This window comes from Corallococcus exercitus (genome assembly GCF_042231735.1).
Taxonomy (GTDB): Bacteria; Myxococcota; Myxococcia; order Myxococcales; family Myxococcaceae; genus Corallococcus; species Corallococcus exercitus_B.
In genome coordinates this window covers 7985917-8010149 of sequence record NZ_CP102577.1, presented here as the reverse complement: position 1 = coordinate 8010149, position 24233 = coordinate 7985917, and the positions used below count along the sequence as shown (strand labels likewise).

General features: G+C 70.0%; 18 protein-coding genes. 12 read left to right on the top strand and 6 right to left on the bottom strand.

What is annotated here, in order from left to right; all coding sequences use genetic code 11:
* Nucleotides 1-30: 30 nt before the first annotated feature.
* From NR792_RS32165 to NR792_RS32110, 12 genes are all read left to right on the top strand, one after another.
* Nucleotides 31-1362 carry a methyltransferase domain-containing protein gene (locus NR792_RS32165; RefSeq protein WP_375756539.1) on the top strand — a complete coding sequence of 444 codons (1332 nt, stop codon included), beginning with the start codon at nt 31-33 and terminating at the stop codon, nt 1360-1362.
* Between the two features lie 7 nt (nt 1363-1369).
* Nucleotides 1370-3064, top strand: coding sequence for a hypothetical protein (locus tag NR792_RS32160; RefSeq protein WP_375756538.1), 1695 nt, complete (start codon nt 1370-1372; stop codon nt 3062-3064).
* Nucleotides 3065-3107: 43 nt separating this feature from the next.
* A complete protein-coding gene (locus NR792_RS32155; protein ID WP_375756537.1) occupies nt 3108-3446 on the top strand; it encodes a c-type cytochrome in 339 nt (112 codons plus the stop codon).
* A 50-nt stretch (nt 3447-3496) separates the two neighbouring features.
* Nucleotides 3497-3817, top strand: a complete 321-nt coding sequence (locus tag NR792_RS32150) for a hypothetical protein (protein ID WP_375756536.1) — start codon at nt 3497-3499, stop codon at nt 3815-3817.
* A 199-nt stretch (nt 3818-4016) separates the two neighbouring features.
* Nucleotides 4017-4718, top strand: coding sequence for a hypothetical protein (locus NR792_RS32145; protein WP_375756535.1), 702 nt, complete (start codon nt 4017-4019; stop codon nt 4716-4718).
* A 25-nt stretch (nt 4719-4743) separates the two neighbouring features.
* Complete coding sequence (locus NR792_RS32140; protein WP_375756534.1) at nt 4744-5193, top strand: c-type cytochrome; 450 nt, start codon at nt 4744-4746, stop codon at nt 5191-5193.
* Complete coding sequence (locus NR792_RS32135) at nt 5193-9530, top strand: DUF4114 domain-containing protein (protein WP_375756533.1); 4338 nt, start codon at nt 5193-5195, stop codon at nt 9528-9530. The genes NR792_RS32140 and NR792_RS32135 overlap by 1 nt, the downstream gene beginning before the upstream one ends.
* Nucleotides 9527-10036, top strand: coding sequence for a prepilin-type N-terminal cleavage/methylation domain-containing protein (locus NR792_RS32130; protein ID WP_375756532.1), 510 nt, complete (start codon nt 9527-9529; stop codon nt 10034-10036). Before NR792_RS32135 ends, NR792_RS32130 begins: the two co-directional genes overlap by 4 nt.
* Nucleotides 10033-11274 (top strand): PilW family protein, encoded by a 1242-nt coding sequence (locus NR792_RS32125; RefSeq protein WP_375756531.1) that lies wholly within the window; start codon nt 10033-10035, stop codon nt 11272-11274. Before NR792_RS32130 ends, NR792_RS32125 begins: the two co-directional genes overlap by 4 nt.
* Nucleotides 11271-11969 (top strand): Tfp pilus assembly protein FimT/FimU, encoded by a 699-nt coding sequence (locus tag NR792_RS32120; protein ID WP_375756530.1) that lies wholly within the window; start codon nt 11271-11273, stop codon nt 11967-11969. Before NR792_RS32125 ends, NR792_RS32120 begins: the two co-directional genes overlap by 4 nt.
* A 169-nt stretch (nt 11970-12138) precedes the next feature.
* Complete coding sequence (mfd, locus tag NR792_RS32115; protein WP_375756529.1) at nt 12139-15723, top strand: transcription-repair coupling factor; 3585 nt, start codon at nt 12139-12141, stop codon at nt 15721-15723.
* 36 nt (nt 15724-15759) lie between these two features.
* Nucleotides 15760-16488, top strand: coding sequence for a DUF2652 domain-containing protein (locus tag NR792_RS32110; RefSeq protein WP_375756528.1), 729 nt, complete (start codon nt 15760-15762; stop codon nt 16486-16488).
* Nucleotides 16489-16500: 12 nt separating this feature from the next.
* On the opposite strand, the gene argE is transcribed toward NR792_RS32110, so the two are convergent.
* The 6 genes from argE to NR792_RS32080 all read right to left on the bottom strand — a co-directional run bounded on the left by argE (nt 16501) and on the right by NR792_RS32080 (nt 24211).
* Nucleotides 16501-17643 carry an acetylornithine deacetylase gene (gene argE, locus NR792_RS32105; protein ID WP_375756527.1) on the bottom strand — a complete coding sequence of 381 codons (1143 nt, stop codon included), beginning with the start codon at nt 17641-17643 and terminating at the stop codon, nt 16501-16503.
* 95 nt (nt 17644-17738) lie between these two features.
* Nucleotides 17739-19160 carry a hypothetical protein gene (locus NR792_RS32100; protein ID WP_375756526.1) on the bottom strand — a complete coding sequence of 474 codons (1422 nt, stop codon included), beginning with the start codon at nt 19158-19160 and terminating at the stop codon, nt 17739-17741.
* Nucleotides 19161-19237: 77 nt separating this feature from the next.
* On the bottom strand, nt 19238-20683 hold the full coding sequence (locus tag NR792_RS32095; RefSeq protein ID WP_375756525.1) for a hypothetical protein: 1446 nt from the start codon (nt 20681-20683) through the stop codon (nt 19238-19240).
* A gap of 73 nt (nt 20684-20756) precedes the next feature.
* Nucleotides 20757-22223, bottom strand: a complete 1467-nt coding sequence (locus NR792_RS32090) for a hypothetical protein (RefSeq protein WP_375756524.1) — start codon at nt 22221-22223, stop codon at nt 20757-20759.
* Nucleotides 22224-22292: 69 nt separating this feature from the next.
* On the bottom strand, nt 22293-23675 hold the full coding sequence (gene hutF / locus NR792_RS32085) for a formimidoylglutamate deiminase (protein WP_375756523.1): 1383 nt from the start codon (nt 23673-23675) through the stop codon (nt 22293-22295).
* Between the two features lie 44 nt (nt 23676-23719).
* The gene (locus tag NR792_RS32080; RefSeq protein WP_375756522.1) at nt 23720-24211 is read right to left on the bottom strand and encodes a DUF2383 domain-containing protein; all 492 of its coding nucleotides are present in this window, start codon (nt 24209-24211) and stop codon (nt 23720-23722) included.
* Between the last annotated feature and the right edge of the window lie 22 nt (nt 24212-24233).

Here is a 24233-nt window from a genome sequence, read left to right as displayed (position 1 = left end):
CCGGAAGCGCCTGTGGTAGTGAGCGGCGCCATGGTTCCTGCTCTCTCCGTCGTCCTGCCCTTCACCCCCGCGACCGCCGCCGCCGCCGCCCGGTTCGCCCACGCGCTCTCCGGTCAGGCCCAGGTCGTCCTCGCGGGTGAAGGTCCGGTGGACGTCACGCCCGGTCCCAACGTCCACGTCCTCGCCGCCCAGGGCGGCAAGGGGGCGGCCATCCGCGCCGCGCTGCCCCACGTCACCGGCACGCACACGGTGCTCCAGGACCCGGACGCCGCCTACTCGCCGGACACCTACGACGCCCTGGTGCAGCCCCTGCGCGACGACACCGCGGACGGCGTCTTCGGCCGGCGCCCCGGCATGTCCCCGGAGATGGTGGCCGAGCGCGCGCTGGGCGGCATCACCCGCTTCGTCACCGACGTGGCCCTGACGGATCCGCTCACCGGCCTGCGCGCCTTCCGCACGGAGGCGCTGCGCTCCATCCAGCTCACCAGCGATGACGACGCGGTGGACGCGGAGCTGGTGGTGAAGCTGGCCGCGCAGCTCTTCCGCCTCACGGAGGTGCCCCTGCCGCCGCTGCAGGCCGTGCCGCGCCGCCCGGCCTCCGCGCACCTGGCCCGCCTGCGCACGCTGGTGCGCTACGCCACCGTGCGCGACGACGCGGACAACCAGCACGAGGGCTACTCCACCCTGGAGCGCATGGACGGCGCCACCCACTACAACCAGTGGCTGGGCCGCCGCTTCCGCGAGCACATGGGCCGCCGCGTGCTGGAGATTGGCGCCGGCATCGGCACCATCACCCGCGAGCTGGAGGACGGCGCGGAGCACCTGGTCGCGCTGGAGGTGGAGCGCTTCTACGTGGACCGCCTGAAGAACATGTTCCGCGGCAAGCCCCACGTGCGCCCCTACCTGTCCGACGTGGCGCTGGCGGACTGGGAGTCGCTGAAGGCGGAGAACCTGGACACCATCGTGCTGTCCAACGTGCTGGAGCACATCCCGGACGACGCGTCCGCGGTGCGCCGCTTCCGCCAGATTCTGCAGCCGGACGGCCGCGTGCTCATCCTCGTGCCGGCGCTGCCGCAGCTGTTCGGCGCCATCGACGAGGCCGTGGGCCACTACCGCCGCTACACCCCGGAGTCCCTGCGCGCGGTGCTGGAAGAGAACGGCTTCCGCGTGGACACGCTGGAGTGGATGAACCTCGTCGGCCTGCCGGGCTGGTTCGTCAACAGCCGCCTGATGCGCCGCCGCGCGGTGCCCAAGCTCCAGCTCAAGCTCTTCGACACGCTGGCGCCCCTGTTCGCCCAGGCCGAGCGTCAGGTGAAGCTGCCCGTGGGCATGAGCCTGTTCGCCGTCGGCCGCGCCGTCTGATGCCCGCGTGAGCGCCGCGCCCCACCCCACCCCGCCGCCCGTCGAAGCGGCCCCGGCGCCACCTGGCGTGGCGCCCGCGCCCCGCGTCCCCGGTCTGCCAAGGGCGGTGTGGGCCACGGTGGCGGCGCTCTACGTGGTCCTCTTCCCGTACCACCCGGGCCTGCGCTCGCCCAACGAGCTGTGCCGTCTGTGGCAGACGCGCGCCCTGGTGGAGGACGGGACGCTGGAGATCAACCGCGCCCTGCGCGACTACGGCCCGGTGGGCGACCTGTCGGTGATGGACGGGCGCTACTACCCGTCCAAGGCGCCGCTCCTGTCCTTCGCCGCGGTGCCCGTGTACGCGGGCCTGAGGGCCGTGGGCGGCGGCCACCGCTACGCCGTGCCGGAGGTGCCGCTCGTCTTCTTCAGCCGCCTCTTCCTCACGGTGCTGCCCACGCTGGGGCTGCTGTGGGGGGTGCGCCGTTTCCTGCGCGCGTTCCTGTCGCCCGTCGTCGCGGACGGCGTCACGGTGACGTACGCGCTGGGCTCGCTCGCGTTCAGCTACTCGCTGCTCTTCATGAGCCACCAGACGACGGCGGTGCTGCTCTTCGCGGGCTTCTACGCGCTCTGGCGGCTGTCCCGGGGCGAGTGGCGCGAGCGCGGCTACGTCGTGGCCGGCGCGTGCGCGGGCGCCACCGTCGCCGCCGAGTACACCGGCGCGCTGGGCGTGCTGGGCCTCGTCCTCTACGCCGTCCTCACCGTCCTGGGCACGCCGGAGCCGTGGCCTGAGCGGCTGAAGAAGCTGGGCCGGGCCACGGGGCTCGCGGTGCTGGGCGCGCTGCCCTTCATCGTGGCGCTGGGGCTCTACCACCAGGCCACCTTCGGGCACCCGCTGGAGACGGGCTACAAGCACCTCAACGACGCGGCCTACCAGCCGTGGCACCTGGGCGGCTTCCTGGGCATCCGCACGCCGGATCCGCGCGCCTTCACGCTGTCGTTCTTCTCCCCGCTCCGGGGCCTCTTCACCCTGTCGCCGTTCCTGCTGCTCGCGCTGCCCGGCCTCGGGCTGCTCAAGCGCCTGGGCAGGACGTCCCCGGAGGGACGCGCCCTCTTCTGGATGTCCGTGGCGACGCTCGCCGGCTACACGTACTTCACCTCGTCGTTCACCTACGACTCGTGGGGCTGGACGACGGGGCCGCGGCACCTCACGGGGCTGGTGCCCTTCCTGCTCCTGCCCGCGGGGCTGGTGCTGGAGCGGCTGAGGGGCGCGGGACGGCCGGTGCTGTCCGGCATCGCGGCCATGCTGTGCGCGGTGTCCGTGCTCGTCACCGGCCTGGCCACCTTCGTCAACTACATCCCCGACGACGTCTCCACCCCCGTGCTCGCGCTGGCCCGGCCGCTGCTCCTGGACGGCTACCACCCGCCCAACCTCCTCGCCTTCCTGGGCCTGCCCACGGCGCTCGCGGGCGCGGTGCTGTTCGCGGCGCTCGCTGGCGTGGCGGCGTACGTCTTCGGGACGCTGGGCCGGGACGCGGCGGGACGCGCGGTGTCACCAGCGGCCTGGGCGGCGGGGCTCGCGACGCTGGCGGTGCTCGCGAGCGCGCAGGCGCTGTTCACCCGGAACGACCAGGCGGACATGAACGCGGTGCGCTTCCTGGAGTCCGTCTGGCTCCAGCCTCCCGGCCGCTCCGCCACGCCCTTCTGGCCCCGCGCGGGTTCCTGAGCGCGTGGCTATACTGGGGCTCCCCCTCCCTCGGAGACCGTGCATGACGACGCGGTGGTGCCTGCTGTCCACCCTCCTGCTGTGCGCCCCGGCCGTATCCCACGCGGAGGACCCCGCGGCCCTCTGGGACAAGAGCTGCAAGAACTGCCACGGCCCGGATGGCCGCGCCCAGACGCGCATGGGCCAGAAGGAGTCCATCCCCGACATGAGCCGCGCCGCCTGGCAGAAGGCCGAGTCGGACGCGGACATCCGCGCCGTCATCGCCAACGGCTCGTCCCACAACCCCAAGATGAAGGCCTACAAGGACCGGCTCACCCCGGAGCAGCTGGACGCCCTGGTGCGATACATCCGCACCTTCAAGCCCCAGGAGAAGGCCCCGTGAATAACCCCTCGCGCCCGGGCGTCGTGGGGGTTGGGAGAATTGGAGCCGCCATGAAGACCCTCACCGTCGCCCTCGTGTTCTGCCTGTCCATGGTCAGCCTCTTCACGTCGGTGCGCGCCGACGCCAATGCCTTCCCCCGCCTGGAGCCGGGCGTCTCCCAGCCCGTGGCGCTGATGCCCAAGGGCGGCGACGGCAAGGGCGGCGGCAAGGGCGGCGACGGCGGCGGCAAGGGCGGCGGCGAGGAGGAAGAGGAGGAGTACCGCCGGCAGACCCGCGCCCTCTCCCAGAAGGCCGCCCTGGAGCTGGTGGACCCCGGCGTCCTGGACGACATGCTCCGCCTGCGCGCCGCCGTGCGCGGCGGCCAGCGCTGACATCGCGCCCCCAGGCGCACCTCGCAAGAATGAGGGGGGCTCGCAAACTTTGCGCAGCCCGCTGACGTCAAACGGCACCCACCCCTCCGCGCGCTCCCCTCATTCCGGCGGGTTGAGCGCCGGAATTCCCGGCACGAAGCTTGCTGTTCAGAGGCCCCAAGGCGTGCCTCCCCCCAGGGGCACGCGAAGGAGCCCCCAGATGGTGCGTCGCCCAACCCTCCGCCGTCAGTCCCGTGGCTTCACGCTCCTGCTCGCGCTGGGCGTGGTCGCGGTCGTGACGATGGCGGTGATGCTCAGCTACAGCGTGGTGGGCCGCGAGGCCGACACCCAGGCGGACACCCGCCGCCAGAAGCAGGCGTTCTTCGCCGCCGAGGCGGGCCTCGCGGAAGGGCGCGAGACGGTGCGCCTGCTGCTGAACAACAACGGGGGCAACTCCACGATGGGCCTGCCCGCCGCGCTGGGAGGGGCCACGCCGGTGAGCGACATCCCCGCGCTCGCCGCCGCCAATCCCCCCTGGTACGAGCTGCTGCCGGGAACGGCGCCGGGCAAGTGGAACAACTACACCGTCCTCAAGACCAACCTGAGCGCGGCGGAGATCCCCGCGGGCGTGGACTACCCGGAGCAGAACAACGTGCGCTACCGCGTCTTCGTCCGGGACGACGCGGACGACGACCAGAACACCGTCGACAGCAACCGCCAGCTGTGGATCCTCGCCGTGGGCGAGGTGACCACGGCGAATGGCCGCCCGACGCGCTCCATGGTCCAGGCGCTGGTGACCAACGCGACCGGTGAATCCATCTTCGCGCCCGGCTGCATCACCAAGGGCTGCGGCCCGGACATGACCTACAACAATCCCACGGACCAGAAGTCGCCCGATGGCGTCACCATCACCCTTCCGTGACCTCGTCTTTCCCCACGAGCCCCCCATGAAACGCCTGATTCCCCTGCTGCTCCTGCTCCCAGTGGTCGCCAGCGCCCAGGAACGAGGCGAGGTGGCCTTCAACAAGGCCTGCGCGCAATGCCACCAGGCCCGGACCCCCACGGAGAACCGCGTGGGGCCGCTGGGCGTCCGCAAGCCCGTGGGTCCCTACATGGACCAGGTGCTGAGCAAGAAGACCCTGGTGGAGGTCCGCACGTGGGTGGAGTCCCCCCACCGGATCAACCCGAAGACCAACTGCGACACGCGCCTGCTGTCGCGCGATGAGCTGGATGGCCTCACCAGCTTCCTGTCCACCGTGGTGGTGGCGCCGCCGCCGCCGCGCCGGATGCGGCTGCGCAAGCAGCTGGAGCAGCAGGTGGTGGCGCGCAAGGCGCGTCAAAAGGCCGAGGCCGAAGCGAAGGCGAAGAACCCGCCGCAGAACCAGGGGAAGAAGTGATGCACACGCTCTTTCAACGAACCCTCACGGCGCTGGTGCTGGCGGTCACGACGCCCTCGCTGACCAACGCGCAGCAGCTCTGCCAGGACGACCTGGCCAACGACAAGCAAGGCGCCTTCAAGCTGGGCGGCGTTGACGGCCTCTCGGTCCAGAACAAGACCATCGAGCTGCGCACCGACGGCCGGCTCCAGCTCAACACCAACCTCAAGCGCCTGGACTCGGAGAACATCACCTTCCCGTTCGACCAGAACGTCACCATCGACTACGTGTACGAGTCCGCCGGTGCGTCGCACTCGCTCGGCTACATGTACCTGGACGACGTGGTGAAGGAGGGCTACGCGGACGCCAGCGGCAAGCTCCTCGACAAGAACAGCAACGGCATCGCCGACCTGCACGAAGCCATCTACAACCTGACGCCGGACGACGACACCACCTTCACCGCCGCGCGCCGGTACATCGGCAAGACGCGGCGCTGTAACAAGTCCTTCACGTCCGGTGGCAAGAAGTACATGGAGCCCGACCTGGCGGTGAGGGGCAACTGCGACGCGACCTTCAGGCAAAAGACGGACGTGACGGACGGGCGTCCGGGCCGCGAGAACGACAACATCGAAAAAAACGACTGGGTCGGCGTCAACGACGTCGGCAGCGGCGGCGACAACGGGCTGTTTCCGTACATCCCCAACCTGCTGGAGCCGGCCGCGCCGCTGAACGACAACGAAGGCCTGGGTCGCATGGTCTTCCTGCTGGCGGACGATGACTCCGACGATGACGTCCACGGCAACCTGGGGCCCGTCGGGGACGCCACCGAGGACAACGACGGCGTGCCGGACTACAACACCTCCCAGTACGACTTCCGGGGCCTCAAGCTCCCCGCCCCCCCGGTCGGCGATCCGGATTACACCAACTACCACAACATCAACACCGGTGACCGCCGGGTCAACCTGGGCCTCGTCGAGGGTGGCAAGGAGATCGTCTTCTTCGCCGTCGTCTACTACGGCGCGGAACACAACACGTCCAAGAACACGGTCGCCCCCTGCCTCAAGCGCCAGCCCTATGAGGGCAAACCGGAAACGGACGGCATGTGCCTGCTGCACCTGCAGACGTCCATCTCCGTGTTCTTCTCCAAGTCCACCTGGAACCTGGACCAGAACTTCCAGGCGCCCGTGGACAACAAGGTGGCGGAGCGCAACATCGGCTGCGGCTACTCGGATGGCTGCAACTCCCCCACGGACGATGAAGCCTGCGGCATCGTGAACACGAACAAGAGCGCGTGCGGCTGGCTGGATCAGGACACGCTCGACCGCCTGGACACGGTCGCGTACAAGAACCTGAAGATGCCCATGGAGGGCGTGACCGTGGCGGCTCCGGGCTCGGACATCACCGACCCGGATGATGCCCTGGCCATGGCCAGCATGAACTACATGCCCCACGTCATCGTGGGCGCGCCCACCACGGACCCCTTCCGGTGGATCCTCGGCTTCGAGGACCTCAACGGCGGCGGTGACCGCGACTTCAACGACATCGTGTTCATGATCAACAAGGAGAACGGTGGTGGCGCCAAGTCCAGCACGGTGTCCTCGGACGTCATGACCGACGACCCGGCCAAGGGCAATCTGGGCCCGGACTTCACCATCACCAAGGTCCGCTTCCGCCGCCAGGACGACGTCGCCCCGTACGCGGGCACCCCGCCCGCGGGCATCCGCACCAAGCCCGCCTGCGTTGGGCCGGCCTGCCCCGCCGTCACCGCCTGCACGAAGGCGCCCTGCTGGACCGAGGAGGTCATCGGCGCCTGCACCGCGAGCGGCGTGAAGCCCACCATCACCTATTCCATCGCCGTGGACTGCCGCACGCTGAACGCCGCGGGCAAGTACGAGCCCAACGACAACCCCACGTGGGTGCCGGTGCCGCTCAACAACGACAAGGAGTACCCCGACCAGGAAGTGGAGATCGACATCCTGGCGCTGGGCCTCACCGGGTCGCAGCTGTGCTGGAAGGTGGACATCAGCAGCCCCAGCGAGCTGTGCCGTCCCATCATCGACAACGTCGACATCGGCTATCAGGCGGTGCGCTCCGGCTCCTACGCGCGCTCCAGCCCCAGCACGCTGGGCAACGTCGCCGTCTGGGGCGTGAACGAGACGCCGGGCCAGAACTGGGGCGCGAGCTGGAGCGACCCGGGCACCCTGCCCGAGGCCGGCATCCGCACCTATGACGGCTCCAAGGACTTCACCATCCGCGGCCGCCTGTACATGCAGTCGCTCTACGACCCGGGCGTCGCCAAGACCGACCCGAAGCTGCGCTGGGAAGCCGGCCGCGTGATGGCGCTGTCGCTGGCCGGCTCCGCTCGCAAGCTCTACACGATGAACAGCTCGGGGCAGCGCGCGGACGTGAGCGCGATGGGCAGCACGCTGCTGCCGGACTCCTTGTGCAACACGTACAGCGAGATCGACGGCCGCTACCTGTACGACATGAACTTCGACAAGACGTGCACCGTCGCCACGTCCGCGGATACCAACGCCCCCTACAGCGACCGCCAGTTCCTCATCGACTGGCTGTACGGGTACGAGAACAAGAAGTCCAACCAGTTCCGCCCCTGGTCCATGGGCGGCATCAACCTCTCCACCGTGGCGGTGGCGGTCCCTCCGTACCAGGACAACTGGTACCAGAACGCGAAGGGCACCGAGCGCGACACGTACCGCAAGAACTTCATGACGCCCTTGAAGGAGCGGCCCACCCGGGCCTTCGTGGGCACGATGTCGGGCGTGCTGCACGGCATCAAGGCGGGTGCCTTCCGCAACGAGCTGAACGACAATTGCGTGGGGGGCGCCCAGTTCCGCGGCTACTTCGTCCCGACGACGTGCCCCACCGACAAGAGCAAGGCGCTCCGTGACTACGGAGACGGCGACGAGGCCTTCTCCTACATGCCCAGCATGATGCTGAGCCAGTACCGCAACCAGTACGTGCGCTTCCGCAACTCGGGCATCCTGCCGCGGCCGCAGATGGACGCTTCGCCCAGCATCGCCAACGTGGACCTGGGTGACCGCGACGACTGGGACAGCGGCATCAAGTACACCTGGACGCCCGCGACCACGTCGCAGAAGCAGCGGGGGGCCAAGACGGTGCTCATCTCCGCCACGGGCAAGAGCAGCCCGGTGGTCTTCGCGCTGGACATCACGAACCCGAACGACGCGTGGTACCCGCTGCCGCTGTGGGAGTTCAGCCTGGCGGACACGGCCGTGACGAACGCCTTCACCTCGGCGATCGCCGCCAACAACACGGACAACAACCCCGACAACGACGTGCTGCTGCCGGACAACTCGGGCTCCCGGCACGCGCCGTCCATCGCGCGCATCTCCTGGGGCTCCGGGGCGGACGCGGACCGGCGCTGGGTGGCGGTGGTGGGCACCGACTACGACCCGGGCGACACGCGCGCGGGCGCCGTCTACATCCTCGACATGAAGACGGGCAAGCCGCTCCAGTACGGCCCCGGCAACAACGCCGCTGGCCGGCACGCGGGCGTCATCACCTTCGAGCAGGGCTCCGGCATCGCGGCGGAGACGGCGATGCTGGACCTGGACCAGGACGGCTCCTACGACGTCCTGTACGTGCCCACCACGGCCGGCAGCGTCTGGCGCGTCAACCTCAAGGACGTGAACACCGGGCGGCAGCTGGGCAACAAGGTGAAGAAGTGCATGGTGGCCCACGCGGCGTCCGCGCTGACGGGCCACCCGGACGCGAGCCAGGTGCAGCTGGACCTGCAGGAGCTCTACTCCAACATGGCGGTGAAGGTCGTCGCCACGGACGCGGGCCCCGCGGTGCGCTTCTACTTCGGCACCAGCGACAACCCGGACAAGTACACGGACGGCTACAAGGAAGCAGACCCCAAGAACCCCACGTACCGGTACCACCTGCTCGCCTTCGAGGACACGGATCCCAACGGCACCAAGCCGTGCGCGGAGCTCGACCCGCTGTGGGTGCAGAAGATGGGCCCGGGCCAGAAGCTGTGGGGCGGCGTCGCGCTCAGCTCGGAGAACATCTACGCGGCGACCGCGGTGGGCACGGCGGCGGACATCTGCAGCCTGGTGGCGGACGCGAAGGGCGAGGCCTACACCGCCAACCAGTCGAGCGGCGCGCTCGTCGGCGGCCAGGGGGCCCAGCTGGACGGCCACGCCATCTCCTCGCCGGTGGTCCACGACGAGCACCTCTTCGTGCTCACGGCGACGGGTAAGATGAAGGTCAAGGGCGGCGAGAACTGGAACAACCAGGCCGGGACGAGCGGAGTGCCCCGCTCGCAGATCATGATGTGGGAACCGCTGCCCGACGGGAGATTGCCGCAATGAAGCAGCGCGCCTCACGGGGTGTCACCCTGCTGGAAGTCATGGCCACCATGGCCGTCATGCTGCTGGGAGTCGCGGCGGCGATGACCGTGGTGAGCCAGACGACCCGCGCCAACCGCCGCACCCTGACCGCCAACCAGGCGCAGATCATCGCGGAGCAGACCCTGGAGCGGATCCTCCAGGAGGGCTGTCAGGGCTCGCCGAACTGCGAGAACGCGACGAACCAGACCTTCGACCTCTACCAGACGTCGGAGGGGCTCTTGCGGACCACGGTCCCCGCGGATCCGAATGTCATCGCGCGCAAGTACACGGTGACCGTGGACGTGGACAACTCCAAGGTCGCCGCCAGCATCGAGGACGGCAAGGCCGGTGAGCCGGCCATCACCCGCGGGCTCGTGGGGACCACGACGGGCACGCTCGTGAACGTGCGGGTGTCGGTGAGCTGGGATGAGCCGGGCATCCGCGCGGACCGGCAGATGGTGGTCCTCCAGAGCCGGATGGCCCCATGAAGCCCTCCTCTCTCCACGACCGGGGCTTCACGCTCCTTGAAGTGATGATCGCCAGCGCCATCGGGGTCATCGTGCTCACCACGGGGCTGGTGGTGGGCACGCAGATGCAGAAGCGCGCCCTGTTCGAGGAACAGACGATGACCGCCCAGGTCACCGGGCGGGCCGTGAAGGAGATGATCACGCTGGACGTGTCCCGCGCGGGCACCGGCATGGGCAACACGCCCATCTCCTTCAACACCAACGACGAGCGCTCGGCCATCACGGTCTGGTCCAAGCCGGACCTGAAGACGGGCATCGGGACCACGCTGGGCGCGGACACGAACTTCGAGCCGCCGCCCACCGGGTTCCCGGCCTCGGACGCCCTCCAGCTCTACTGGGGGGACACCAACGGGATGATCACCCTGACGACCTGCCCGTCGCTGTCCCGGGTCCGCGAGGAGGACGCCACCACGGGCGTCACCTTCTGCACGCGCCCCAATCCCTCGACGGCGCTGGTGGACACCACCAACCCCACGCTCGCGGTGCTCGCCAGCGGGGGCAACAAGAAGGCCTGCCCCGTGCTGGTGGACAGCGTGCAGGCGGCCAACGCGAAGCTCGTCATCAAGGCGGCGACCGCCCAGTTCCCCCGCTCGGACCTCTGCGCCAACAAGGACCTGTGGACGAAGGCGTCCGGCGACATCGAGAACTGGGTGGCCCTGCGGCTGAGCGGCGCGGCCTACCGGGTGAACTGGAAGGGCGGCATCCCCACGCTGGAGTACCGCGCCCCGAACCAGACGGCCTGGTCCGTGTTGAGCCGTGACGTGGAGCAGCTCACCGTGCGTGAGGGCGTCGTCAACCTCACCGCTGGCGGGAACAACAAGCTGGACTGGTACCCCGGCGACAACACGCTGAACCCCAGCGCCCCGCATCCGGCCATCTCCGAGTGCACCCTGGCCCGCTACACCTCGGACGCCTGCAAGACGGACGACCGGGGCCCCGACGGAAGCGCGCTCCCCGCCCCAGGCACGTACGCGGACCCCAAGGCGGAGGTCATCCGGCGGCTGCGCCAGCGGGTGCGCGAGCTGGAGGTGACGCTGGTCATCCGCACGCGGCGCATCAACCGGGACGCGGACATGACCGGCACGGATGAAGAGGGCCAGGCGAAGGACGGCTACACGCGCAGGCGCTACACCTTCCGGGTCGCGGCGCGCAACATGGCGGTGGGCCTGACGCGGGCCCCGGCCCCGGTGACCCCATGAAGCAGACTCGTGGCATGACGTTGTTGGAGATGTTGACCGCCCTGGCGGTGGTGTCCGTGTTCCTCACCCTGGCGGTGGTGGGGATGCAGACCCGCCTTGGCGGACAGCGGGAGAGCACCGCCACGCGCGAGCTGTGGTCGTCCGCGCTGCGAGCGCGCCAGCTGGCCATCAGCGCGGGCCAGCCGGTGCGCATCGTGGTGAAGTCCAACGTCGCCCAGCCGGATGGCCGACTGTACACCGTGGCCCGCTGGGAGCAGATGAAGTGCGGTGACGACGTCAGCACGCCAGACCCGTGGGGCGTGGACAAGTGTCCCATCACCGCCTGCGTGACCACGACCTGCCGCGATACGCCCGCGTGCTGCAGCGAGACGGGACCGGACATCGTCATCCCGCCCACGATGGACGCCTCGAAGATCAACAACCTGTGCTTCCTGCCGGGCACGGGCCGGCCGGTGCTCCAGCAGGACTGCCTGAGGGGGCTGCTCGGCCAGCCCGGCAAGATCGCCGAGAAGGCCCCGAAGGACGAGTCCATCCAGTTCCTCTTCACCTCCAACCGCGCCAAGAGCGTGCTGATGGTGGAGCCGCTGACAGGCCTGTCCAGCGTGATGGACTGCGACTCACTGGCCGCCACCACCACCGACACCGCCCGCAAGGACGTCCGGCTGGCGACGGCGTGCTCGATGCCGCCGCCCTGAGGACGTGACCTGCGCGCGCCCGGGGACCCTCCGGTGTCCCGGGCGCGTGTGAGCCTCCCCGCCGGGCGGCCGTCCTGTGCGGTCCATGGACACGACAGGTGTCCGTATCCAGCGTTGATTTGGGACAGGGCGCACCCTAATTAGCCGAGGGCCCCACACGGGCCCTCGAATGGATACCTCTCTTCCTCCGAAGTCCGACGGCACCTCCTGGCCCGGCGGCGCTCCTCCTCCCTCCGGTGATGCCTTCGCCCGGCTGCTGGCCTCCCTGCGCGCGGGGCACCGTGCGCGGACGCAGGGGGTGAAGGGCGCGGCGCGCGGGCACCTGCTCGCCCGCCTGCACCGCGAGCTGCGCGCGCCCCTGGTGTGCGTGGCGGTGGATGAAGAGGCGGCGGACGCGCTCGCGCACGACCTGGCCTTCTTCCTGGGCGGCACCGGCAGCCTGCTGGAGCCGCGCGTGCTGCGCCTGCCCGCGGACGAGGTGCTCCCCTACGACGAGCTGTCGCCGGAGGCGGGCCCCATCACGGAGCGGCTGGGCGCGCTGTTCCACCTGGCGCGCGGCACGCCGTTCCCCGCGCTGGTGCTGTCCCTGCGCGCGCTGCACCGCCGCGTGCTGCCGCTGGGGGTGATGGAGGGGCTGGCCCAGCGCGTGGAGGTGGGCCAGGACTTCGACCGCGACTCGCTGGCGCGGAAGCTGGCGCTGATGGGCTACCAGAACAGCCCGCTGGTGGAGGACAAGGGCACCTTCAGCGTGAGAGGCGGCCTGCTGGACGTCTTCAGCCCGCTGTACGAGCGGCCGGTGCGCCTGGAGTTCTTCGGGGACACCATCGAGTCCATCCGCGTCTTCGACCCGGAGTCGCAGCGCACCGTGGACGCGCTCAAGAGCGTGGACCTGGTGCCCGCGCGCGAGCTCCTGCTCACCGACGACACCCGCCCGCGCGCCGAGGCCGCCGCCCGCGCGGTGGCGGACCGCATCAACCTGCCCACCATCAAGCTGCGCGAGCGGCTGGACGCGCTGCGCGAAGGGCTGCCCGGCTTCGGCCTGGAGGGGCTCCTGCCCGGCTTCTTCGAGGGCGGCCTGGCCTCGGTGTTCGACTACCTGCGCGCGTGGGCGCCGGAGCCCGTCGTCTACCTGGACGACCCGGTGGGGCTGGACCGCGCGCTGGAGGAGCTGTGGGCGGAGCTGGCGAAGGGCGTGGAGGAGGCGGACGCGCGCCAGGACCTCACCTATCCGCCGGAGCACCACTTCCTCACGCGCGAGGGCGTGGCGGCGGGCCTCAAGGCCCTGCGCGTGGTGGAGGGCGGCGGCCTGTCGCTCTCGCAGTCCGAGGCGCCCGTGGCCTTCACCTTCGGCACGACGCAGGACCTGCGCGAGGCCATCCTCGCGCACCACGGTGAGGAGGGCGCGCTCACCCCGCTGGTGGAGCGGCTCCAGCGCTGGCGCGACACGGGCGTGGCGTGCGCGGTGGCGTGCGGCACCTTGAGCCAGGCGGACCGGCTCAAGCGGCTTCTGCTGGACCGCTCCGTGATGGTGAAGGTGCACACGGAAGCGCTGCAGGACCCGGCGAAGCTCTACGAGCCGGCGGTGTGGGCGCACCTGTTCACCGGCGAGGTGAGCCACGGCTTCACCGACCCCGAGGGCCGGCTGGCGGTGCTCGCGGATGAAGAGATTTTCGGCGTCCGCTCGCGCCGCCGCGTCAAGCGCAGCAAGAAGCTGGACGCGTTCGCCGCGGGCTTCAAGGACCTGAAGGAAGGCGACCTCATCGTCCACACCGACTTCGGCATCGGGCGCTACGCGGGCCTGACGAAGATGGAGGTGCAGGGCGTGCCGGGGGACTTCCTCGTCCTGGAGTACGCGGGGCGGGACAAAATCTACCTGCCGGTGGGCCGCATGCGGCTCATCCAGAAGTTCACCGGCGGCGACCCGGAGAAGGTCCAGCTGGACAAGCTGGGCACGACGAGCTGGGAGAAGACGAAGAAGCGCGTCAAGGAGCAGCTGCTCAAGATGGCGGCGGAGCTGCTGCAGATGGCCGCCGCGCGCAAGGCGCACCCCGGCTACGCGTTCGCGCCGCCGGACCGCTACTTCGCCCAGTTCGAGGCGGACTTCGAGTTCGAGGAGACGCCGGACCAGGCGAAGGCCATCGAGGACGTGCTCGCGGACATGCAGAAGGCGCAGCCGATGGACCGGCTCGTCTGCGGCGACGTGGGCTACGGCAAGACGGAGGTGGCGATGCGCGCCGCCTTCAAGGCCACGCTGGACCGCAAGCAGGTGGCGGTGCTGGTGCCCACCACGGTGCTGGCGCAGCAGCACTTCCACTCCTTCAAGAAGCGCTTCAAGGACTACCCCGTCACGGTGGAAGTGATTTCCGGCATCCGCAAGCCGCCGGAGATCCGCGACATCCTCCGCCGCGCCAAGGAGGGCAAGGTCGACATCGTCATCGGCACGCACAAGCTGCTGGCGGGCGACGTGTCCTTCAAGGACCTGGGGCTGCTGGTGGTGGACGAGGAGCAGCGCTTCGGCGTGAAGCAGAAGGAGGCGCTCAAGCGGCTGCGCACGCAGGTGGACGTGCTGACGCTGACGGCGACGCCCATCCCGCGCACGCTGCACATGAGCATGTCCGGCGTGCGCGACATGAGCATCATCGCCACGCCGCCGCAGGACCGCCGGGCCATCCGCACCTTCGTGATGAAGTACGACGAGGCCGCCATCAAGGAAGCCGTCGAGCGGGAAATCGCCCGCGGCGGCCAGGTCTTCTTCGTGCACAACCGCGTGGAGTCCCTGCCCTCCATGGAGCAGGAGCTGAAGAAGCTCCTGCCCCACGTCTCCATCGGCGTGGCGCACGGCCAGATGGGCGAGGGGCAGCTGGAGAAGGTGATGCTCCAGTTCACGGAGCACAAGTTCCAGGTGCTCCTGTGCACGAGCATCATCGAGAGCGGCATCGACATCTCCAGCGCCAACACGATGATCGTCAACCGCGCGGACCAGTTCGGCCTGGCGCAGCTCTACCAGCTGCGCGGACGCGTGGGCCGCAGCAAGGAGCGCGCGTACGCGTACCTGCTGGTGCCCACCCGCCGTCCGGTGACGAAGGACGCGCAGCGGCGCCTGGAGGTGTTGCAGAACTTCACGGAGCTGGGCGCGGGCTTCTCCATCGCCAGCCACGACCTGGAGATCCGCGGCGCGGGCAACCTGCTGGGCGAGAAGCAGTCCGGCGCCATCGCGGAGATTGGCTTCGACCTCTACGCGCAGCTGATGGAGGAGGCCGTCGCGGAGCTGCAGGGCATGCCGCCCAAGGTGCACGTGGAGCCGGACATCAACCTGCCCATGCCGGCGCTCATCCCGGACGACTACGTGGCGGACGTGCACCAGCGGCTGGTGTTCTACAAGCGCTTCAGCCAGGCCAGCCACCCGGACGAGGTGACGGACCTGCGCGCGGAGCTGGTGGACCGCTACGGCGAGGCCCCCGACGAGGTGGACGCCCTCTCCGAGGTGACGCTCCTGAAGATCGACATGCGCGAGCTGCGGCTGCGCGCGCTGGAGGCGGGCCCGGGCCGGCTGTCCCTGGCGCTGGGCGGCGACGCGCTCTTGGACGGCGCGAAGGTGGCGGGGCTGGTGCAGCGCTCCAAGGGCTTCTACCGGCTGACGCCGGACATGAAGCTCATCGCGCGCGTGCCCGCGGAGGTGAAGGGGCACGCGCTGCTGGCGGAGGCGCACAAGCTGCTGCGCGACGTGGGCACCTGCGCGCTGCCCCGGCACTGACGCACGCGGGGGGACTTGAGCTAGGCTGGCCGCCGAATGGCGATTGAGAAGGCGCTGTTGCTCATCGCGGACATCGGCGGCTACACGCGCTTCATGCGGCAGCACCGCTTCGGCCTCGCGCACGCGCAGGACACGGTGGCGCAGCTGCTGGAGGCCGTCATCGATGCGTCCGGCCGGTTCAAGCTGGCGAAGCTCGAAGGCGACGCGGCCTTCTTCTACGCCGTGGGCGACGACGTCAGCCCGGTGGCCCGGCAGGTCGCGGCCATCCGCCGGGCCTTCCTGGCCCGCAAGGAGGAGCTGGCCCTGGACCGCATGTGCCGGTGCGACGGGTGCACGCAGGTGGGCGCCCTGACGCTCAAGTTCGTGGCCCACGCCGGCGAGGTGGCCTTCCAGAAGGTGAAGCACCTCACGGAGCTGGCCGGGGTGGACGTCATCCTCGTGCACCGGATGCTGAAGAACGACGTGCCCGTGTCCGAGTACGTCCTGATGACGGACACGGTGCACCAGGGCCTGGAGCCGGAGCTGCGCCAGCTCAGCCAGGGGCTGGAGCACGACTTCGAGGGCATGGGCCGCACGGCGACGCACTACCTCGACCTGAGCACGCTGGTGGCGAGCGTGCCCGCGCCGCGCCCCAGCCTGCTGCGCAAGCTGTGGAACAAGCTGACGATGGAGCTGCGCTCGCTGAAGTACGTGCTCGGCTTCAAGGAGGCGTGCGAGGGCTTCCGCAACGTCGAGGTCGTCGACGCCGCGCCGAAGAAGCCCTGAGGCGCCGCGCCCTCAGCGGCCCGTGCAGAAGCGGGCCACCGCCTGCGTGAGCGCGGCCTCGCAGCGCACCAGGTCCTCCATGGGGACGAACTCGCCCGTCTGGTGCGCGACGCGGATGTCACCGGGGCCGAACACCACGGCCTCCGCGCCCAGCTCCGTGAGCTGGGGGGCCTCCGTGCCGAAGGACACCGTTTCGGACGCGTTGCCGCTCACCTCTTCCAGGAAGCGCACCACGTCCGCGTCGCCGCGCGTGTGGACGCCCCGGTCCATGCGCAGCACCTTGATGCGCGCCTCGTAGGCGGGCTCGTCGCGCGTGAGCTCCTGGCGGATGTGCTCCATCAGCTCCGGGACGCGCTCGGCGGCCTGGCCGGGGATGGGGCGCCACTCCACGGTGAAGCGGCAGGAGCCGGGCAGCACGTTCTTCGCCTTGCCGCCCTGGATGAGGCCCACGTTCACCGTGGTGAAGGGCGGCTGGAAGCCCTCGTCGCGGTCCTCGCGCAGGACGGTGTGGGCCAGCGTCTCCAGCCGGTGCAGGAAGCGGCCGGCGCGGAAGATGGCGGACGCGCCCAGCTCCGGGTACGCGCTGTGCCCCTCCTTGCCCAGCACCTCCACCTCCGCCAGGCAGTAGCCCTTGTTGGCGCGCACGGGGATGAGGCGCGTGGGCTCGCCGACGATGGCGTGCCTCGCGCGGCCCAGGCCCGCGGCCACCAGCTTCTTCGCGCCCACGAGCCCCACCTCTTCGTCCGCGGTGAGGATGACGAGCAGGGGCGCGTCCAGCGTCGGCAGGTCCTTGCGCGTGGCGGTGTGCAGCGCGCAGGCGATGAAGCCCTTGGTGTCGCAGGCGCCGCGGCCGTACAGTTTGCCGTCGCGCTCGGTGAGGCGCAGCGCGTCCGTCCAGGCGGCGTCGTAGGGCACGCAGTCGGAGTGGCCCACCAGGGCCAGGGCCGCGCGGTCGGCGTCGCCCTTGCGAGCGACGAGGTTCACCTTCGCCACGCCCGCGTCGTCGGTGTAGTGCTGGCGCTCGGCGGTGAAGCCGGCGGCCTCCAGCCGCGCCTGGGCGTAGTCGATGAGGGGCGCGTTGGGGCGCGAGGACGTGGTGTCCAGCGCCACCAGTTCCGCCAGGGTGGCCCGCAGCGCGGGCAGCGTGTCGCTCATGGGACGGCCTCCAGTCAGGCCACCTCCATGCCACTGCCCGCGCCGCGACGCCAGTGGGCCCGTGCCCCGGGCGTCGCGCGGAGGCCCCCAGCTTGTTACAGGCCGGACGTGGACCCCGGCGCGGATGCCGCATCCGGGTTGCCCAGGCCCTTGAGGACGGCGGGCTCGGACGCGCTCACGTGGCCCACGTAGAAGACGCCGTGGTAGCCCTCGCGGTTGGTCGAGCTCCAGGTGTGCATGAAGAAGCGGTCGCCATTGTCCTTGCCCTTCGCTTCCTTCACGCCGCAGTCCAGCTTGTTGCTCCGCGGGTTGGCCGCGCAGATCCACGCCGTGCCGCTGTCGTAGGCCATGTCCAGCGCCGTGACGTCGCCGAGCTGGTCCTTCAGCAGGTAGCCCATGGGCTTGTACTGCTTGTCCCACGGCAGCCCCTTCGCCGTGCGCGAATGGACGTTGCCGCTCACCACCAGGTGGAAGCGCTGCGGCTTCGCCTTCACCTGCGCCAACACCGTCCCAGTCAGCGCGTCCTCGCGCTGCTGGCCGGAGAGCTTCGGGTGGTCGTAGACGAAGACCGCCACGTCCAGGCCCTGCGCGCGCAGCTGCCGCAGCTGCTCCAGCATGTTGGCCACGGCCTCGCTGCCCCGGCCGTCCGGGTACGGGCTGCGCCAGAAGGGGGCCTCCATCAGCTTGAGCCAGTCCACCTCACCGCCCTGGCTCTGGAGGAAATGGGTGATGCGCTCCTCGTTCTCCACCGGCAGCTCCAGCCCCACCGTCACCGGCATGCCGGAGGTAGCGAGCTGGCACACCGACTGCGCGATGAAGCGCGGCACCTCCTGCGTGCCGTGCAGTTCGCCCAGCAGCATCACTCCCCCCGCCTTCGCCTGCTTCTTCAGGCCGAGGATGGACTGGCCGCACTCGGTGAACGTGGAGGGGGCCTTCGCCACCGGCTGCTCCGTCTTCACCGGCTGCGTCTTCGCGAGCTTGGGCATGATGCCCCGGAACACGCGCCACTCCATGGTCAGGTCTCGCGTCCCCTGCCCCGACTCCATGTAGAAGGCGTTCTCCCCCACCGGAAAGGCCAGCCGGTCCGCAGTGTCCTCAGGGCTCAGGTTGTCGGAAGCGCCAGATTCAGCGTCAGGGACCCGGGCAAAGGAAGGGCCCCAGTCCAGCTCCTTCCCGGGCCGGGACAGCGTCTTGTTCACGGACTTGGTGATGCGGATGATCCACAGCTTGCTCTTCGTGGGCGACTCGCGCTTGCCCAGGACCATGTAGCGGTGCCAGTAGCCCGCGATCTTCGAACCGCCGAACTCCTGCTTCCACTCGGTCTCCAGCACCATGCTGCCCCGGTCCTCGCGGTAGGGCAGATGCGCGTCCGTGAAGTACTGCCGGACCGACGGCCACATCTCCTCCAGCGGCACGTCGTAGACGGCTTCGTAGTCCGGCGTCTCCAGGCCCTGCCGTCCGGCGCACCCCACCGCCAGGAGCAACGCCAGCCATCCCATCCTCAGCATCGAGCGCATCCGCAGTTGCCTCCATCACGTTCCGCGATGTGCTGAACAACGCTCCGTGAGCGGTGGGCATATCGCCACCGCGCTCGTTACATGGCCGGCGCGGACTCCGGTGCGGCGGGCGCCGCGCCCGGGTTGCCCAGGCCCTTGCGGATGGCGGGCTCGGAGGCCGTCACGTGGCTCACGTAGAAGACGCCGTGGTAGCCCTCGCGGTTGGGCGAGTCCCAGGTGTGCACGAAGAAGCGGTCGCCGTTGTCCTTGCCCTTCGCTTCCTTCACGCCGCAGTCCAGCTTGCGTCCCTGCGCATCCGCCGCGCAGATCCACGCCGTGCCGCTGTCATAGGCCATGTCCAGCGCCGTGACGTCGTCGAGCTGGTCCTTCAGCAGGTAGCCCATGGGACGGTACTGCTTGTCCCACGGAAGGCCCTTCGCCGTGCGCGAGTGGATGTTGCCGCTCACCACCAGGTGGAACCGCTGGGGCTTCGCCTTCACCCGTTCCAGCACCGTGCGCGTCAACGCGTCCTCCCGCTGCTGGCCGGAGAGCTTCGGGTGGTCGTAGACGAAGGCCGCCACATCCAGGCCCTGCGAGCGCAGCTGGCGAAGCTGCTCCAGCATGTTCGCCACGGCCTCGCTGCCTCGTCCATCCGGATACGGGCTGCGCCAGAACGGGGCTTCCATCAGCTTGAGCCAGTCCACCTCACCGCCCTGACTCTGGAGGAACGTCGTGATGCGCTCCTCGTTCTCCACCGGCAGCTCCAGCCCCACCGTCACCGGCATGCCCGACGTGACGAGCTGACACACCGACTGCGCGATGAAGCGCGGCACCTCCTGCGTACCGTGCAGCTCTCCGAGCAGCACCACCCCACCCGCCTTCGCGTGCTTCTTCAGGCCGAGGATGGACTGGCCGCACTCAGTGAACACCGGTGCGTCCTTCGCGCCCGGGGCCTTCGCCACCTGCTGCTCGGCGCTCACCTGCTGCTGCTTCTTCGCGAGCTTGGGCATGATGCCCCGGAACACGCGCCACTCCATGGTCAGGTCTCGCGTCCCCTGCCCCGACTCCATGTAGAAGGCGTTCTCGCCCACCGGAAAAGACAACCGGTCCTCGTCATCCTCCACACTGCTTCCGTCTTCGAGGGTGGGCTCCGACCCATTGAGCCCGATGCCGCGGCTGACACTCCAATCCAGTTCCTTGCCGGGCTGTGACAGCGTCTTGTTCACCGACTTGGTGATGCGGATGATCCACAGCTTGCTCTTGGTCGGCGTCTCGCGCTTGCCCATGACCATGTAGCGGTGCCAGTAGCCGGCGATCTTCGAGCCGCCGAACTCCTGCTTCCACTCGGTCTCCAGCACCATGCTGCCCCGGTCCTCGCGGTAGGGCAGGTTCGCGTCCGTGAAGTACTCACGGACCGACGGCCACATCTCCTCCAGGGGCACGTCGTAGACGGCATCGTAGTCCGGCGTCTCCAGGTCCTGCCGTCCGGCGCACCCCACCGCCAGGAGCAACGCCAGCCATCCCATCTTCAGCATCGAGCGCATTCGCAGTGCCTCCATCACGTTCCGCGATGTGATGAACAACGCCGCGCGCGCCTCGGGCATATCGCCGCGCTGGTTACAGGCCCGGCGTGGACTCCGGCACGGGCGCCGCGTTCGGATTCCCCAGCCCCTTGTGGATGGCGGGCTCGGACGCGCTCACGTGCCCCACGTAGAAGACCCCGTGGTAGCCCTCCTTGTTCGCCGAGCTCCAGGTGTGCACGAAGAAGCGGTCGCCGTTGTCCTTGCCCTTCGCGCTCTTCACGCCGCAGTCCAGCTTGCGCCCCTGCGCATCCGCCGCGCAGATCCACGCCGTGCCGCTGTCGTAGGCCATGTCCAGCGCCGTGACGTCGTCGAGCTGGTCCTTCAGCAGGTAGCCCATGGGACGGTACTGCTTGTCCCACGGAAGGCCCTTCGCCGTGCGCGAGTGGACGTTGCCGCTCACCACCAGGTGGAAGCGCCGCGGTGTCGCCTTCACCTGCGCCAACACCGTCCGCGTCAGCGCGTCCTCGCGCTGCTGCCCGGAGAGCTTCGGGTGGTCGTAGACGAACACCGCCACGTCCAGGCCCTGCGCGCGCAGCTGGCGAAGCTGCTCCAGCATGTTCGCCACGGCCGCGCTGCCTCGTCCATCCGGATACGGGCTGCGCCAGAAGGGGGCTTCCATCAGCTTGAGCCAGTCCACCTCACCGCCCTGACTCTGGAGGAACGTCGTGATGCGCTCCTCGTTCTCCACCGGCAGCTCCAGCCCCACCGTCACCGGCATGCCCGACGTGATGAGCTGACACACGGACTGCGCGATGAAGCGCGGCACCTCCTGCGTACCGTGCAGCTCTCCGAGCAGCATCAGCCCGCCCGCCTTCGCCTGCTTCCTCAGGCCGAGGATGGACTGGCCGCACTCGGTGAACGCGGGGGCTTCCTTCGCGCCCGGCGCCTTCGCCACCTGCTGCGCCGCGCTCACCTGCTGCTGCTTCTTCGCCAGCTTGGGCATGATGCCCCGGAACACGCGCCACTCCATGGTCAGGTCGCGCGTGCCCTGCCCGGAGTCCACGTAGAAGGCGTTCTCCCCCACCGGGAAGGCCAGCCGATCCCCCTCGTCCTCGACGGAGATGGAGTACTCACCGTTCCCGAGCGCGAACTGATCCCGCTGCGAGGGGTCCCCTCCGAGTCCCCGCTTCGTGCCCCAGTCCAGCTGCCTGCCGGGCGCCGCCAGCGCCTTGTTCACCGTCTTGGTGATGCGGATGATCCACAGCTTGCTCTGGGTCGGCGTCTCGCGCTTGCCGATGACCATGTAGCGGTGCCAGTAGCCGGCGATCTTCGAGCCGCCGAACTCCTGCTTCCAGTCCGTCTCCAGCACCAGGCTGCCGCGGTCCTCACGGTAGGGCAGGTTCGCATCCGTGAAGTACTCACGGACCGAAGGCCACATCTCCTCCAGGGGCAGGTCGTAGATGGCTTCGTGGTCCGGCGTCTCCAGGTCCTGCCGCCCGGCACAGCCCCCCGCCGCCAGCCCCACCAGCATCACCAGCGACAGCCAGACCCCTGCACGCATCCACATCCTCCCACGGGAAATCCCATCAACGCCCGGGCCGGCCCGCCATATCGAACCCCGCGCCCACCCTCAGGGATAGAGGCGTTGGGCGAGCTGCTGGAAGGCCCGGCCGCTCTCCTCCGTCAGCGCATGCCGGCCGTCGCGGACCAGGAGCCGGCCCGCCACCGCCACCTCGCGCACCGCGCCTCCCGCCGCCCCGAAGACGATGCCCGGCAGGAGCGACGCGGGCCCCGCGCCCACCAGCGACGGGTGCCGCAGGTCCACCGTGAAGAAGTCCGCTTGCGACCCCGGAGACAGCTTGCCCGTGCCCATCCCCAGGCTCCGCGCGCCCTGCACCGTCGCCATGTCGAAGAGCCGCGCCGCCAGTCCGTCCAGCGTCCCCTTCCCCGGGTCCAGCACCGCCCGGCGCAGCCGCACCAGCCGCAGGTGCTGCTCCAGCTGCCGCGCCTCGTCCAGCAGGTCCACCACCGTCTGGCTGTCCGAGCCGAAGCTCACGCGCGCCCCGGCCTTCACCAGCGCGTCCGCCGGCACGATGCCGTCGCCCAGGTTGCGCTCCGTGGACGGGCACGCGCACACCGTGGCCTCCGCGCGGCCCAGCAGCGTCACCTCCGCGTCCGTCAGGTGCACGCCGTGCACCGCCGTGAAGCGCGGCCCCAGGAGGCCCACGTCCGCCACCAGCTCCACCGGACGGCGGCCGTGCTCCGCGAGGCAGGCTTCAATCTCCTTGGGCTGCTCCGCCACGTGCATGTGGATGGGCATGCTCGCGGGCGCCGTGCGGGCCACCTGCGTCAGCCAGTCCTTCGACACCGCGCGCACGCTGTGCGGCGCGAGCCCCACGCTCACCCGCGCGTCACCGCGCACCGCGTGGGACAGCGCCTCCGTGGTGGACAGGAACGCGTCCACGTCCGCGTCGATGAAGCGGCGCTGGCGGGGGTTGGCGGGCACGTTGAAGCCCGCGCGCGCGTAGCCCACCCGCAGCAGGCAGATGCGCAGCCCCACGTCCGTGGCCGCGCGGATGACCGCGTGCGCCAGCGCGTTGCGGTCCGCGTAGGGCGTCCCGTCCGGCTGGTGGTGCAGGTAGTGGAACTCGCCCACCGTGGTGATGCCCGCGAGCACCATCTCCAGGAACACCTGCCGGGAGGCGACATGGATTTCTTCCGGCGTGAGCGCCTCCGCGGCGCGGTACATCGCCTCGCGCCAGGACCAGAAGTCGTCCTGCCCGCCAGCGGACGCCACGTATTCGGTGCGCCCGCGGATGAGCCGCTGGAACGCATGCGAGTGGCCGTTGACGAGCCCCGGCAGCAGCGCCCGCCCCGCGAGCCGCTCCACGCGCGCGCCTTCGGGCACCGCGCCGAGCACACGGCCATCCGCGCCCACCGCCAGCGCACGGCCTTCGTGGAAACGCCCGTCCACGAAGAGGAAGTCGGGTTGGTAGACAGTGATGTCGCTCACGCGCGGCAGCGTATGCCAGTTCGCCGCGACGCGCGGTAGCGGCTTCAGGCGCCCATTTCGGCGACGTCCCCCATGAAGGAGGGCAGACGGCTCTCCGCCCACGGACGGGTACGCACCGCGTCGCGGATCCACGTGCCGTGGCGCCGCTCGTCCTCGCGGTGCTGGCGGATGAGGGCCTTCACCTCCGGGGACCACTCGAACTGGAGCGCCAGCTCATAGGCCCGGTCGAACAGCTCCTCGTTGCCGAGCATGGCCCACAGCGTGGCCTCCGTCCCCATCAGCCCCGTCATGGCCGTCAGGCCCTTCATCGCGGAGCCCTTCAGGTCCGGGCGCAGCGTCACCGGCTCGCCCCCCAGGTGGCGGATGAGCGTGTTGAGGTCCTGCACGTGGCGCAGGTGGTCCGCGCGGAAGCTGTTGAGGCGCTCGCGCACCAGGGCCGGCCCGATGCGGGCGATGGCCACGTCGTACGCGCCCACGGCGTCGGCATCGAGCTGGGCCAGGCTGTGCAGGCGATCCACTTCGGACTTGTTGGCCATGGGGTGCCTCCTCCAACCGGGT

What these genes read in the sequence shown, in the direction of transcription:
- NR792_RS32165 (WP_375756539.1), top strand. Translation starts at nt 31, where the DNA reads ATGGTTCCTGCTCTCTCCGTCGTCCTGCCCTTCACCCCCGCGACCGCC.
- NR792_RS32155 (WP_375756537.1), top strand. Translation starts at nt 3,108, where the DNA reads ATGACGACGCGGTGGTGCCTGCTGTCCACCCTCCTGCTGTGCGCCCCG.
- NR792_RS32150 (WP_375756536.1), top strand. Translation starts at nt 3,497, where the DNA reads ATGAAGACCCTCACCGTCGCCCTCGTGTTCTGCCTGTCCATGGTCAGC.
- NR792_RS32145 (WP_375756535.1), top strand. Translation starts at nt 4,017, where the DNA reads ATGGTGCGTCGCCCAACCCTCCGCCGTCAGTCCCGTGGCTTCACGCTC.
- NR792_RS32140 (WP_375756534.1), top strand. Translation starts at nt 4,744, where the DNA reads ATGAAACGCCTGATTCCCCTGCTGCTCCTGCTCCCAGTGGTCGCCAGC.
- NR792_RS32135 (WP_375756533.1), top strand. Translation starts at nt 5,193, where the DNA reads ATGCACACGCTCTTTCAACGAACCCTCACGGCGCTGGTGCTGGCGGTC.
- NR792_RS32130 (WP_375756532.1), top strand. Translation starts at nt 9,527, where the DNA reads ATGAAGCAGCGCGCCTCACGGGGTGTCACCCTGCTGGAAGTCATGGCC.
- NR792_RS32125 (WP_375756531.1), top strand. Translation starts at nt 10,033, where the DNA reads ATGAAGCCCTCCTCTCTCCACGACCGGGGCTTCACGCTCCTTGAAGTG.
- NR792_RS32120 (WP_375756530.1), top strand. Translation starts at nt 11,271, where the DNA reads ATGAAGCAGACTCGTGGCATGACGTTGTTGGAGATGTTGACCGCCCTG.
- mfd (WP_375756529.1), top strand. Translation starts at nt 12,139, where the DNA reads ATGGATACCTCTCTTCCTCCGAAGTCCGACGGCACCTCCTGGCCCGGC.
- NR792_RS32110 (WP_375756528.1), top strand. Translation starts at nt 15,760, where the DNA reads ATGGCGATTGAGAAGGCGCTGTTGCTCATCGCGGACATCGGCGGCTAC.
- argE (WP_375756527.1), bottom strand. Translation starts at nt 17,643, where the DNA reads ATGAGCGACACGCTGCCCGCGCTGCGGGCCACCCTGGCGGAACTGGTG.
- NR792_RS32100 (WP_375756526.1), bottom strand. Translation starts at nt 19,160, where the DNA reads ATGCGCTCGATGCTGAGGATGGGATGGCTGGCGTTGCTCCTGGCGGTG.
- NR792_RS32095 (WP_375756525.1), bottom strand. Translation starts at nt 20,683, where the DNA reads ATGCGCTCGATGCTGAAGATGGGATGGCTGGCGTTGCTCCTGGCGGTG.
- NR792_RS32090 (WP_375756524.1), bottom strand. Translation starts at nt 22,223, where the DNA reads ATGCGTGCAGGGGTCTGGCTGTCGCTGGTGATGCTGGTGGGGCTGGCG.
- NR792_RS32080 (WP_375756522.1), bottom strand. Translation starts at nt 24,211, where the DNA reads ATGGCCAACAAGTCCGAAGTGGATCGCCTGCACAGCCTGGCCCAGCTC.